Raw genomic sequence first — 14700 nt, 5'->3', positions numbered from 1 at the left:
GTGGCTAGCTTAGCGCTTTTATCAAATAATAATATTCATAAACCTGGGAAGGATTAATAAGAGATTAGGTATAGTTTATTTTATCAAAAGATGCTGTATTAACTTTCGTTATTTTAATAATTTTTAATAGAAAATTGGAATGGCATATTGAGAATATGCCCCGGTTATTCAAGCACGGAATGAAAATCCTTTTTGAACTCTTCGCCATAAATCACTTTATATTCCTTAATAAAGTTTTCAAACGTATTTTTCGCCAGTGAATGCTTGCCCAGGCTGGATAAAGCTTTGCATTTAATAACCATTGCTTCCTCATTAACAGGATCGAAATAAAATATAAAGTTGGCCAGTTCGACCATAAATTCAGAATCATTAGTGTGACCTGAATGAGCAAAATGAATATAAGTATCAATTACTTCGTTTGATATTTCTGACTTAAAGGTATCCAGCCATTCATATTCTATATTGGAAAGAAAATTTCCACGTTTGGTAATTGCAGAAAGGCATTTAATTCTTTCTATATCCAGGTCCTTTTTATCTTTTACAATATTCAGATAGTTATGGTAATCTATATATATGTGATTGTAATCAATATCAATTTTCCAGTAACCGGTATCCTTTGATAAATAGCAATAGCCCATTTTATCAAGCAGGGTTTTTAATTTGCCAATATTTACCGAACGATTGTTACGAGCACTCTTGGCAGATTTATCGTGCCATAATATTTCATTCAGCTTTTCTGAGCTAAGCCCTCGCCCCCACCTTATAGAATATAAAAGAATAACTAAAAACAGCTCCTTAATTAATGGCGTAAAATATTTAGTAATATCAACACCTTCGGCATCAAATATCTGCAAATCTCCAAACAATAATATAGCATTTTTGAAATCTGCATTCTGGTTAAATACCCTTGCATCGCTTACAGGCATGTTAGTGGCACCGGCATTAATAGTATTATTTAGGATAACAACAGGCTCAGGTTGATGAACAATATCGATAGGTACTCCTTTCCTGTTTTTAAGGTACACCCATAACATAATAAATGCCGCTAATATTAGCATGCCAATAACATACCATTTGGTTGTACTTTTTGCTATTACAGGTAATGTGCTTGTACCGTAAGGAGGAGATAATAAGGTGTAAATTTGAACTTTAGTTTCGTTGTTATTTTCAGTTCTTAAAAGAGTTACAGCAATAAAACGTTTACTAAGCGGGCAATAATAAAGATCAGCAAATGAATGGGTATCATGGAAACTATAAGGTATGGCGTTGCCCATTAAAGTATAAGTAGGGTTTGTTAATGACCCCTTGATTAATTGCAACGTTGAATTATACTTATGCTGCGGAAAAATCAATCCATAATACGTTTGTGCGCGGTCGTCAATTACCAGCGAGTTAGCAAAAGCAAAGTCCTCGCCGTTTACTTTTAGCTCAAATAACTTTTTAAACGTTTTATCTTTAACAGTAAAACGCATCATACTGTAAATATTCCTGGGGTCTAATATTTGCTGGCCGCTAGTGTTGCCGTAACCACCTAAAACATACACCGTGTCCCCATCGGCTGTTGAACCTAAGCCGGCCAGATAACGCGGCGTAAAAAAGTCGCCTTTTGTTTTAACTTCATTATTCCAGGCTCCGGTTTTTAGATGATATTGCTGTACAATATTTTTATAGACCAGATGACCATAGCCCCCCAAAAAATACAATGATGTATCAGTCTTTGAGAAAAATTTATTTAGTTGCCAATAGTCTGTTACAGGCCAGGCTAGAAATTTTTTATTCCACTCATTGTTTTGAAAACTGTATTTTGAAACAAATTGCTGATCAGGAAAAAAATTATAAAGACTATTGTCAAATGGGTTATAAATAGACTGGTTGCCTTTGTTTAGTTCCAATTTATCTTTTGCATAGGCTTTATCATTCCACTTAGCCGTACCTACCGAATAGGAATATAATGAATCAGACGCAATAACATAAACTTCTTCTTTTTGGGCATCAAACGCTATACTGGCTATTCCCTTAACAGAAATATTTTGAACTGGTTGCCAGTCACGATGCATGGCCGTAACCCATACCGGGTTTATAGTAGCCGCGTCATTTTGAGCAACAATTTCATGAGCAACCTGGCCACTTATCTCATTTAAGGGCCAGTTATATTTCAACTGATTGTTTTCTGTAATCTTGATATCCCTTATTTTCATTGGCGGAATATCAGTTGTTTGGAATTGCTTATAATTATTTACACCGAACAAAATTTTATAACAGCTATTTTTTTTCAGGTGAAGGCCAGTTTCCGTATATGTGGCTTTGCCATTGTACAATATGATCTTGTCATGCTCAGTGTCAAATTTTATACGCACATGATTCCATTGATTAAATAACTTATCATGATCAATATCAAAAGCAATATTTGACAAGCGATCACCTACAATAATATTAAAATGCTTTTTATTAGCTTCAGCATTATAAACCAAATCAATATTCCGGTTGTCATCTTCAATTATTCTGATGATGTAACCAAAATAAACTTCATGGTTAGGTATGAACGACAGATCAAATGAAATATCAAAATTATCGTTGAAACAAAGTGTTTTATCAGGGCTCAGATCAAGGCTTGTTCTTTTATCCTGAAAAACCTCGTGACTTGAAAAAGCCAGTCCATAGGATTGACCGTAACTATTCGCTGTTAATATGATAAATATAAAAAGAAAGCAAAATACTATCTTAAAAATCCGGGAACCCAATCTCATTTTTATATCTATGGTTAACTTGTGCCAAAAATTGACATATTAATTTTTGACCGGTTTATTATGCTGTAATGGTTTATAACACCCGTAAACTATGGAATTATATTAAAACTCCATGCAGTTTCTTCAATCAAAATTAAGAGGATAATTAACAATTTCAATAGCTGTATACTGAATTACGTTTTTAACAATTTTTGCAACATTATTTTAAATAGTTGCATGTTAATTACTGTTCATTCATACATATTAAAGAAATACAATCGATTGTGAAACCAACCTTTATAGCCAACCATTACAAGGTCATTATAGCTAAAAAATATGGATGTTTTACTATGCTTGTGTTGGACAAATACAGGAGATGATATAATTAGTAAAACGAATACGTAAAATTTCGCCATAGTATATGTTTTAATAAAGAAATTTGGTTTATAAAATGATGATGGGCTTTTGACCTATCATTCTCCAAAAAAAGCATTGTTACATTAATTAATGTATAATAAATGATTAATTAAGCAGGGTGCCGATAACTAATTTTATCTATTTGGGGGACATTTTTTTAATCCGTATTAATAATTCGACAATCGATTGTTATTTAATTTAGAAGTATGCACTATAATTAATTTTTTATTAATCATTAATTATACAATCCTTGTTTCTTCGTATTCATATTTAGATCATTATATTCCTCTAACTTATGTTTAGTAAAAATTATTTTACCCGCCGGCTCCTTCTTTTTATGCTGGTAACTTTAAGTACAATACCTGATATATTTGCACAGGTGAACTTTAAGCATGTTTTTGCCCCCAACGATGAATTTGTAAAACCGCAGGAAAAACCCTTCCGCAGTAGCTTATGCCTCAACGGCGAATGGCAATTTCTACCAGTTGAAAAAGCAGAAAAACTAGGGATCGACAAAATCAAAAATCCCGATCTACCTGAAAAACCTGATTGGGAAACTACTCCCGTAAAAGTACCTTCACCATGGAATGTGAATAGTTTTGCAAAGGATGATGGTAGTGGCGGCGATTTTCTAACCTATCCCAGCTATCCAAAAAAATGGGAGAACATTAGGGCCGGTTGGTTAATGCGCACCATTTCTTATAAAAAAGAGTGGAAGAATAAAAGATTAATACTGCATTTTGATGCCATTGACGGTTACACGCAAATATTCATCAACAAACATAAGGTGGCCGAAAACTTCGAGATGTTTTTACCTTTTGAAGTTGATATTACCGATGACTTAAAACCGGGACAAGATAACGAGCTGCTAGTTTGGGTAGCTGATGCCCAACTATTTAATCAGCCCGGTAAATATGGCCGCCGCATATATGTTGCAGGTTCTTTTTGGGGGCAACATGCCATTGGAATTTGGCAAGATGTAAATCTGATAGCTAAACCTATTATAAATATCCAAAATACATTTGTAAAACCATCTTTAACAACAGATCTGCTTACAGTTGAAGCAACCATCACCAATACCTCTGATAAAGCACGCGAAGTAAGTATTTCTGGCGATATATCGCCATGGATAAACCTGGCAGGCCAAGATGTGATCAGCGCGCCGGAACCCAAATGGGATCTGGGTAAAATCACCCTCACTTTACCCGCAAACAAGATCATCATCCAGCCAAATTCACAAGCAACGATTAGTTTGAGTGTGAAAGTAAACGGCAGGCTTAAAGAATGGACCACCCAGCATCCTAACCTAAATGGCCTGGTGCTTACACTAAAAGATGGCGACCATGAAATTGATAAGCAATACACCCGTTTCGGCTGGCGCGAATTTACACTACTGGGAAGCAAATTATACCTTAATGGCAAGCCAATTATATTAAAAGGTGATTCATGGCACTTTATGGGCATACCACAAATGACACGCCGTTATGCATGGGCATGGTTTAAGCTATTGCAAGATAGCCATGCTAACGCGGTGCGCCTGCATGCGGAGCCTTACCCACAATTTTACCTGGATATGGCCGATGAAATGGGTATATGCGTGCTGGATGAAACAGGGATGTGGGCCAGTGACGGCGGACCCAAAATTGACGCCCCGGCATACTGGAAAAACACTGATGAACATTTAAAAAGATTTATTTTGCGTGATCGCAACCACCCTGCTGTTTTTGGGTGGAGTGTATGCAACGAGAATATGCCAATAGTGCTGAATGTATTCCATGCACCTGATTCGCTGGTAAAAAGACAAGTAACTGAAATTAATAATTGGATAGCCATTACGCAGGGATTAGACCCTACAAGGGCATGGATATCCGGCGATGGCGAAACACAAGCAATTAATACTATGAATTCGCCTGTTATTATTGGCCATTATGGCGGCTCTGATGAGAATTACAAGAACTTATCATCCCAGGGCAAGCCATGGGGTGTTGGTGAAGCCGGAATGGCTTATTATGCCACACCACGCCAAACCGCAGAATATAATGGTAACAGATCCTATGAATCGCAAGAGGGACGAATGGAAGGTGTTGCCGATGAAGCTACCAAACTCATTAATATGCTTAAAAAGTATCAGGCTTCATACATGTCTATCTTTAACCTGGTTTGGTATGGTGTAAAGCCATTGGAACTAGGTTTGGCTGATACAACAAGAGCGCCTAAACCATCCGACGGTATATTTTTTACTAAATATCAAGAAGGCCAACCGGGTGTTCAGCCCGAAAGATTAGGCCCATATACAACTACACTTAATCCGGGATATGACCCATCCCTGCCGCTTTATAAGACATGGCCTCTACAAACTGCTATAAGCGCATCATTTGCTGATACAACTATGCAGAAAGAGGTAACGGCACCTATTGAAAACGTATCTATAAACACTAAGGCTGTAGCAAACACAGTAATATTATTATCAGTCGACAAGGATTCTGTTCTGTATAAAACATTAAGCGATATGGGCGTTTTAGTGAGTACGCATCCTGCTAAAAATGGGCATAACCTACTCATTATTGATGGTGAGCATACACCTGCTGATGCCAAATCACTTGCGTTACAAAAAACAGTTTTACAACAGGGCGGCAAAGTGTTAATATGGGGAGTTGATCCTTCGGCTGTTAAAGCAGTTAATAAATATCTGCCTTTCCCTTTACAGCTTACTAACAGAAAAGCTACATCATTTATTACCTACAAAACAGACCAGCTAATTAACGGATTGGGTAATGCCGACTTTTATTTCTCAGAAATATCGGATAAACCAATCATGACCCATGGATTATCAGGCGATTTGGTAAAGCATAGCGACATTTTGCTGGATGCCTGCAATACCGACTGGAGAACATGGAATAAACGCGCAGAATATCTTAAAACCGCATCTGTATTGCGCAGCGAACGTGAGTACAAACCAGAAGGAAAAGCTCTGATATCAATAAATGCAGGGTCGGGTAAAATATATGTTTTTGCTATTGACCCTACATTGCTTTCAGCAACATCAATAAGCCTGGTGCGCCGGATGCTGGTTAACCTGGGCGTTGATTTTCCCGGTAAAACAAGCAGTAACACCGCCATTGGTGCCGATAATAAATTACATAATGCTTTGCTGCTTGCTTCATTTGATATATCGGGTAAAAGCAATGCGGAGATCAGTAAGATAAACCAGCTGAAAGATTTAAAGCCAGACGATTATTTTGCAGGAAAACAGGTAGAAAATATTTTTTGGGAAAACGTTACAAACCTTGATGGGGTATTTGATTTTAGCAAAATGCATTTTAATGGACCTACAACAAATGCTATCGCGTATCTGAGTTTTTGGATATACAGCCCGCATTCATTAACTAATTTATTATTGGAACCAGACCTGCCCCGCCTGGATATGTATTTAAATGCTGATGACGGTTACCAGGTTTATTTGAATAACAACCTGATTAAAGAAACCATGAGCGCCGGTGGCTTAACAGCACCTGCACAAGTTATTAAGGCGCTACCACTTGAGAAAGGCTGGAATCATTTTGTAATTAAAACCATTCAAAAGGGTGGCGAATGGAAACTTGCCGTCGGGTTTGATTGCGATAAAAAGGACTTTCTGAACGAAATTAAAACGCAGGTAACACATTAATAAACAATATTATATCAACTTAAAAAGCTATTAGTATTTAAAATACTAATAGCTTTTTAAGTTGATATAATTTCTTAAGCACTAATAGCCCTGCATTTAATTATAGCAGGCCGGAATAAAACGTTTAAATTCTGTATCAGGCATACCTTTATCCCACACATAACCCTTTTCTATATTCTCATATTTCACGAGTATTTCATGCTTTATAATAGCGCCGGTTAAACCCAATATGAAAGTATGTGAACAATCCAACTCCCACCCATCTGGAAACCGCTCATGAATAGCCACAGGAAGCTCCGGCCGGAAGATCGGCGGAGGAATACTACATAAAAACCCACCTATTTTAACCCGGTTAACTAATGACCATGATCTGTTAATGCCATAGGCAACAGCATTTTCCATGTTTCTTTCACTTGTTAAGTCAATCAAAACAATATTTTCATCATAATTATAAGAATCTATTACTCCGGGTATATCCGAAGTAAAAACCCATGTACCAACCCGTTTACCATCGTTATAGATTCCTTTTGCTACAATCACATTTTTGTATGGGCTATCGCTGGGCTCCTGCCATGCTTTTTTACTCGACCTAAATAAGTCTGTGCTGATCAACGAGACAAGCGTATTTAGTCGCCTTGCAATATTCAGGAGGTAAGTGTAAAAACTTTTCCTTAATAAAAAAGACGACACTAAATATCTTTTCATTGTTTAATATTTTTCAGGCTCTCTTATTAACTCCCCATCCTTTTATTTAGCCAGATCATTCAACATGTTTACTAATAATTTACCTGCTACAGGGTCTGTTACTGTTTTATCCAGCCTGATCTCAGACAACAGTACATAACCTTCATGATCCTTTATTTTGACGATAGGGAAACCTTTGATTTGATCCAGTCTTTTCATACGGTCAGTCACCTGGCCCGATAAATAGCCGTGTATTTTAATAAATGATGCCAGCGCCTCTACATTCGGATCGCGGTTGATGCGAAAAACACCAGAAATTACAGCCGGGCTTTCGCGCTTATTGTTGTTCAGGTAACGTGTTTCCAATGGCTCGATGCCATCAAATACATCCGATTCAGGAATATCCATCATCGTGATCTCGCCATTCTCTTTCAGCAAACTCCTAATGTATTCAGGATATAAAACAGGCGCTATACTACCCGATGCTGATAATAAAACCTTGCCACCTCTTGCTATTACGTTCCTGATACTTTTTATCTCATCCGCACTTGCCGAGATGGAATCGAGCCCGGATAATACATATATATCGGCCTTTTGCTTCAAGGCATCTGTCAATATTGTTTCTGTTGTATATTTAATACCAAGAAAATCAAGCGACGGGGCGATATCATTACCAGCATCATATACTACTATTTTTTTACCTATTAATTTAGCTGCGTTCAGTCCGGTTTTATTGGCCAGCAGTATGTCATAGTAATTTTCTGAAACGGTTTTTCCGTCGGCCACAAGCTTTAACAACAGTTTGCCTTCAACTTTATCTTCGGGCAAGTTTGCCGGGATATTGATTTTTGGCTCGACCCATTGGCGGGTATAATGTTCTACCTGCGGCACCGGCATTTTACCACTTGCTAATGCTGCTCCATTATTATCTACCAGCTGCCATTGTAATTCTGAAGCTGGTAAAGCTGTACCATCTTCCTTGTCGTCAATTATGCATATCCGGGTTGGTAATTGAGTACCTGCGTAAAAATGCCTCCCCCATAACTCCGCCGATACCAGTACTGGTTGCAACGCCTTTTGCATATCATAATATACCGGGAAGGGTTTAATACTATTGGCCAGGTAAACATTACTAAACCAAGTGATCAGCGAAAAATGCAATATCCCGGCTGCCTTATCATCACTGCGGCGCAGTGCTTCGGCCAACTCCTTGGTGATAAAGGCCTGTGGAATCATGAAATATTTAGGATCACTAAATTCATCGGTATATTTCCCGGCCAACGATTCAGGATTTTGATGCACATAATTATAAAAGCGCGTGGCATGACCGGTTTCATCGGTATACCCGGTTGACATTTCCTGGCTGATAAGCGGACGCCCATTATTCTTATTTTTTTGCTGAAACTCGCCCTTAAAAAAATCAAATATGGAATAATCATACCAATTGTAATAAGCATGTATATCATCAATATCACCATCATCAATCGTATTAAAATAATCCGCGCCAAACTTCTTAGTGTTACGTCTGTAATTCGAATCGAACACGATAGGCCGTGTAGGATCAATTACGCGCATATGCTTTACAACATCTGATATGATGTGCATTTTAATATTTGTGCGTACAGGATCAGGATCATTTTCATAAAACTTCATCTCGTTATTCACTGTCCATATTAACAGCGAAGGGTGGTTGCGATATTTTTTCAACAGATCATAAAATTCATTTTTCCAAAGGTTAATCAGGTTTGGTGCAGGCATACTGCTTTCCAAAAACAACCAGGGCCAGGTACCCTCGTAGCTTACGCCGATGCCATTGGCATCAAACGCATTCATCCAAGTTTCAGTACCCGGTACGGTATGTGTCCGGGTGACCATTATATTACCAGCTTTCATCAACTTAGTGAATTTATCAGCCAGCGCAGTATCATTAGGGGCCAATGGTAAAGCTGTTTGGTTACCACCACGCAACCAATAACGTTTGCCATTAAGATACAGGTAATCACCAATGGATTTAAAGGTGCGGAAGCCCGAACGGATAATTTTTGAATCGATCTCAGTGTTGTTACCTGTTAATAAAGTAAACCCAAAATCGTATAAATTCGGATGCTCTGGTGACCATAGTCTGGGTTGTAAATTGGCAATACTATAAGTAAATGTTTTTTCTTCGCCGGGTTGTAATTGTAGCTCTTTTACGGAGATTGCTTTATACAATTCATCCTTCTCCTTACTACCGGTAATGTTAGTACCTACTGAAAAAATGGCAGTTTTGTTGGCATCATTTTTTACGGTGATGTCAAAATCGGCACCTGTAAGGCTGGGCTTGATAAATACATCCTCAATCCTGAGCGGATCAGTGATTACGAGTGACACGGGTTGCCATATGCCGGCAGGATCGTCATCAAAAAATCCGTGAGCCAAATCGTGTACCATCTTTTGAGTAACCTCAACGGTAACGGCAACCCCTGCTATCTTATCAGCATCCTTAATATCTTTCACATAATCGCGCATCACTTTTACCGTAATTAAGTTTTTTCCCGGCGTAAGCAAACCGGTGGCATTGACTTGAAAATCGCCGAACATACCAATATGACTGCCAGCCTTTATGCCGTTGATATATACCTCAGCCACTTTAGATACGGCATCAAATGAAAGTTGCAGGTTTCTCCCATTGACCCCATCAGGCAAATAAATCCATTGGCGATACCAGCCTATGCCGGTCTTTTTATAATCAAAGGTATAGGCCTCACAACGGTCGGTCTCTTTTTGAAAGTAATTGTCTGACACGCCTTTGCTGGCGGTATTATATTTTTCGCCATGCAGCCAAACCCGGATGGGATTCCAAAAGTTTGGTACAGTCATTACATGCCAGTCTTCATCACTTTCTTTGGGATTTATAGCAATACTGTCATTCGTAGATTCATATCCCGGTGAAAACAGCCACTTACCATTTAATGATACCACCGTGCGCCCACTGTTAACATTATTAATTTTTATAGGCTGATAGGCTTTGCGTTGCTGCTTGCGCAATGCCTCTTTATTTACAGTAGCAACTGCATATTCCTGCACCCGGCCTGAAAGTTGATGAGCGCTGATAGATTTGATAGACAAATTGGCAAACTCATTAGTGATCCAACTACCGCCCAAAGTTATTTTACCCGCAGGCACCAATGCAGTGAGTTTATCTGTCACATCAATTCTCGGAAGCTTTTCATTATTTAGATACACACGGATACGGTTGCCTGCTACCTCAATCTTAAAATCATACCATTTTCCTGGTACCGGTTGAAAATCCAGTTGGCGCAAGGCCAAAAAATCATCACTACCCATATAACCTAGTCTTGCCAGGTACAGCTCTTTTTGTATACCCCCCTTTAACATTACAAAATAACGATCGTCGCGATTGGCGGCACGGAAACCTGCGCAGATCTGCACCTGCTCGGCTGTTTCAGGCACCCTTGCCCTGAATTTGATTTCATAGTTTGCCCAGCTATTTTCGCCAAAGCACAGGTAGGCATCTTTAGTGGTTAGTACCGAGTTTACTATACTAGCTTCGCCCCTGCCAATTTTCTCATATTTAGTATTTGAATTACCGAAATTCTCATTAAGATTAAAATTATCCTGCGCATATGAACTGGTGATCGTAAAAATCAATGCTAACGCTCCAGTGAACAGGTATTTGATTACTTTCATTTTAAGTATATTGTACTGCATTTATAATGAACTAAAGTATAGGTCTATACCTACCTTGATTGTAAACTGTTAGCCAGCAATCGTTCGCAAATAATGCGGTTAATAGCAAAATCACCTTTAGCTTGCAGGCTTTGTACTAACTGCGGCAAACAGTAAAGTACAATTTGCCCTTTACCATAAGGTATTACACATCCAGACATACCTACTTTAGGATTATGATCGGCCCCATAGCCAATAAACGCATCAATGCCCTTACCGTCAATCAGCAAACCATCTGTATTAGTACCTTTTGGGCTTTCTTTTAACCATTCCGGGCCCCCAAACGCACTGATGCCGTAACGCCAGTCCATAGCACAATCGGTTGGCAGGCCATCAAGCAACCAATGCTTGCGCACAAAGAACCATGAACCGAACCATGGCGCATTCAGGTTGCCCACTTTCCCACTATATTTTATAATGTTTCGTTTAGCCAGCTCTTTGGCAAAGGCATCGGCTCCGCGATCATTATCCGGCCACAATACCAAACGGGTGCCATCATTTTTAACACGTTTAAGTGCCTCTTCAAATTCTTCAGGCGATATGCCTGATTGTGTTTGTACCTCTGCCGCGACAGTTTTAGCCTGACCCGAAGCAGCCTGTCCTTCAGGAACTAAATTTTGGGACATTGGCGCATTTGTTATCGGTTTATCTGCTTTAAACAAATCATTAGTGGCCATTTTGGTAGATAGCACAATAACATCCAGATGTTTATCTGCAGGCACATCATTCAATTTTTGAGCATCAACATTCCATTCATTTTTCAGTGTATGAGTTAGTTCATTGTCTGATTCTATTAGCGCCACATTTTTAAATACCGGTGCAGCCGCTATGTCCACTACGTTAATCTCGTCTGATCCTGCCAATGGTTTTACACCCGGTTGTTTAGGTGTAATTACAGCCTCAATTTTTAATATACCGGCTGCATCAGCATTAAATTCAATGCCGTCTTTTAACAGTTGCCCATAGGTATCACCACCTATCGCGTTTACTTCTTTTTCGGTTTTAAAGGCAACGGTGCCGTCAGGCCGTTTAACAGTGAGGTTAAGCGTATAAGCACCTTTTCTGTTTGTTTCATTTACCAGAAAAACATCAACAATATCCTTATCTCCTTTTGCAACAATCATGTGGCGGGGTTCAATTACCAATATTTCAGGCTTGGTTGCCGCAGCAATTTCGGCCGGATTTCCTTTAAGAAAACGGTGGTTATCAACTAAACCAGAATGATTATCAATGGTAGTACTTTCCCACCCGCTGATCACCAGGTAATCATTATTGTTTTCGATGCGCGACTGCTCCATCATTTTTTTCCAGAAATAATACATACGGTAACCAATAGCAGTAAATAGCGATGAGTCTGTAGGGAAAGCTTTTCGGAAACCCCATTTATCTAGAAACTCATGATAGCCGCCAAGCACCTGGGTAGCATCTTCCTTTTCATATCCATCGGGATGTTTTTTATCAAATGAATGCACCAGCTGATCATAATTATCAGGCGTAGCCGCGCCCAGCATTTCGCCCCACATATTAATATTGGTGTGCGCATCTGATTTTTGTTTCTGGCGATAGTTATTAGGGTCTTTATATAGAAAATCAAGATAATTACACGGGCCACCGCAGGTGTGGATATCCTGCCAGCCAGCGTATGGGTCGTGCGTCCCGGCATAGCTGATATTTTCGCTATACGGCAGCATCAAAACCTGTGCTGCTTTAGGGTCGCCGCCGGAGTAAAACGCGATGATACGACTTGGATCAAGCGCATGCATTTCTCGGAATAATCGATAAATACGCGGATTACGTAAATCAAGTTCGCTTGATTCATTCTGCACGGTATACATAATAAGTGAGGGGTGACTACGATCCCGTTTCACCATTTCCAATATCTTCTCTTCTTCGTATTTTTCCCAGAATGTTTGGCCATCGCCATCCGGGCCTGCGCCACTGGTATTTACTGTATCAGGTTGCACATAATCGGCTTTAGGCTTAAAGGCATCCAGCAACTTTTCGTCTTTTGCCAAAAACTCACCATTTGGTCCGTAGGGCCCACGTGAGTAACGCGCACCAATGGCAAATTTACCACCTCCCGGTTCTTCGCAGCGTAGTAAACCCATACGGTCCTGCACGTCAAGCACGGCAGGTTTGCCAATATTGCGATGGAACTGCAAAGCGGTTAACCCCATCTTTTTAGCATTAACAACTTCACGTTCGGCCATCTCTGCATCCGGCCAAAGGCCGTTACGCCCCCAATAACCCCATGATATGGCAGAAACCGGAACGATACGCTTGTTATTAAACACCAGTTTAGCATCGGTACCAATACCCTTTGCAGTCATAAATCTAAAACCAAAGTTAACCTGACGGTCACTCGCCACTAAATTTAGCAGAGAGGCTTTGGCCTGGTATAATACCGGGTGATTTAATTGCCATGGTTCCGCTGAGTTTACCTGAGCATCAAGTTCTACTATTTTAGTTTCACCGGCATTAAGGTTAACTGTTTTGGTGCCTGTCCAAATTATTTTACCATTATGCGATATGCTGAATTTCACAAGCCCGCTATATTGCTTTCCATGGCTGCTGACTTCAGCTACTAAATGTACCTGATGCAGATCGGGCTTGTTAATGGCGGCCAGATCAGAAACGGAAACATTATCACGAACAGTTAGCTGTATATCATTATCCAACCCGCCAAACCCATGCGAGGGTGGCAAGAAGTATTTACCCCATTGTATGCGCATCTGGGCAAAATCAATCCAGTCCAGATGACCGCCGGGATTGGTGATTCGTACAGCAAGCTGCGTTTTTTCGCCGGGTTTTACAGCATCGGTAATATCAGCCTGAAAAGGAAGTTCGCTCATAATTGAGTAGCCGCATAATTTGCTGTTAACATAAACCTCTGATCGTAATCTTGCCCCCCGAAACCATACCAGCACCCGTTGACCCGGTTTAAACTGTGGAACTTGTATCGTACGCCACCACCAGGAAACACCTAAATAGTTTCCGTTTCCGAACGCGGTACCCGCGCCACGTTGCGCTTCATTTTTAGTATATGGCCTACGGCCGAATTTACCCCAGTAATGTTCTTCAACTGTGCTGGGCAATGTTACATTAATTCCCTGCTGATCATTAAGCGCTTTCCACCCACCTGTAGGTTTATTAACCGCCATTTTACTCAGGTTTACATCCGCCGGAAGATAAATATCATCGTTCTGCCAGGTTGCGTCCCTATCGGGCCACAGCCGCCATCCTGAACCGGAAATATCGGTTGAAGCAGATGAGCTCTTATTTGCCGTAACAGACTGAGCATAATTGTGCAGAGAGATAAATAGTACTACCAAAACAAGCAGTAATCTTTTTAGCATCATGTAGATTGTATTAAATAGGTTAAATAATAATTGGTGATACAAAAAAACAGATAGAAGTTAATTATTCATTAATAAATAATTAACTCGGCTGTTATTAGCAGGTATTATGAAAAAATCT

5 protein-coding genes are annotated in these 14700 nt (G+C 39.6%); 1 reads left to right on the top strand and 4 read right to left on the bottom strand.

All coding sequences use genetic code 11. The features are described from left to right. Positions 1 to 164: 164 nt before the first annotated feature. Positions 165 to 2747, bottom strand: coding sequence for a galactose oxidase (locus GSQ74_RS20695; RefSeq protein ID WP_158996106.1), 2583 nt, complete (start codon positions 2745 to 2747; stop codon positions 165 to 167). Between the two features lie 691 nt (positions 2748 to 3438). Between GSQ74_RS20695 and GSQ74_RS20690 the strand changes: the two genes are divergently transcribed. Beyond that, positions 3439 to 6810 (top strand): glycoside hydrolase family 2 protein, encoded by a 3372-nt coding sequence (locus GSQ74_RS20690; protein WP_158996105.1) that lies wholly within the window; start codon positions 3439 to 3441, stop codon positions 6808 to 6810. Positions 6811 to 6906: 96 nt separating this feature from the next. On the opposite strand, the gene GSQ74_RS20685 is transcribed toward GSQ74_RS20690, so the two are convergent. From GSQ74_RS20685 to GSQ74_RS20675, 3 genes are read right to left on the bottom strand one after another with little or no spacing between them, the layout of a single operon-like run. Then, the gene (locus GSQ74_RS20685) at positions 6907 to 7515 is read right to left on the bottom strand and encodes a hypothetical protein (RefSeq protein ID WP_158996104.1); all 609 of its coding nucleotides are present in this window, start codon (positions 7513 to 7515) and stop codon (positions 6907 to 6909) included. Between the two features lie 42 nt (positions 7516 to 7557). Next, positions 7558 to 11184 (bottom strand): glycoside hydrolase family 2 TIM barrel-domain containing protein, encoded by a 3627-nt coding sequence (locus tag GSQ74_RS20680; protein WP_158996103.1) that lies wholly within the window; start codon positions 11182 to 11184, stop codon positions 7558 to 7560. Between the two features lie 50 nt (positions 11185 to 11234). After that, positions 11235 to 14582: a sugar-binding domain-containing protein gene (locus GSQ74_RS20675; protein WP_158996102.1), complete on the bottom strand. Its 3348-nt coding sequence runs from the start codon at positions 14580 to 14582 to the stop codon at positions 11235 to 11237. Between the last annotated feature and the right edge of the window lie 118 nt (positions 14583 to 14700).

The organism is Mucilaginibacter sp. L196 (genome assembly GCF_009765905.1).
GTDB lineage: Bacteria > Bacteroidota > Bacteroidia > Sphingobacteriales > Sphingobacteriaceae > Mucilaginibacter.
This window is presented reverse-complemented; position numbering and strand designations above follow the sequence as displayed.

What these genes read in the sequence shown, in the direction of transcription:
- GSQ74_RS20680 (WP_158996103.1), bottom strand. Translation starts at nt 11,184, where the DNA reads ATGAAAGTAATCAAATACCTGTTCACTGGAGCGTTAGCATTGATTTTT.
- GSQ74_RS20690 (WP_158996105.1), top strand. Translation starts at nt 3,439, where the DNA reads ATGTTTAGTAAAAATTATTTTACCCGCCGGCTCCTTCTTTTTATGCTG.
- GSQ74_RS20675 (WP_158996102.1), bottom strand. Translation starts at nt 14,582, where the DNA reads ATGATGCTAAAAAGATTACTGCTTGTTTTGGTAGTACTATTTATCTCT.
- GSQ74_RS20685 (WP_158996104.1), bottom strand. Translation starts at nt 7,515, where the DNA reads ATGAAAAGATATTTAGTGTCGTCTTTTTTATTAAGGAAAAGTTTTTAC.
- GSQ74_RS20695 (WP_158996106.1), bottom strand. Translation starts at nt 2,747, where the DNA reads ATGAGATTGGGTTCCCGGATTTTTAAGATAGTATTTTGCTTTCTTTTT.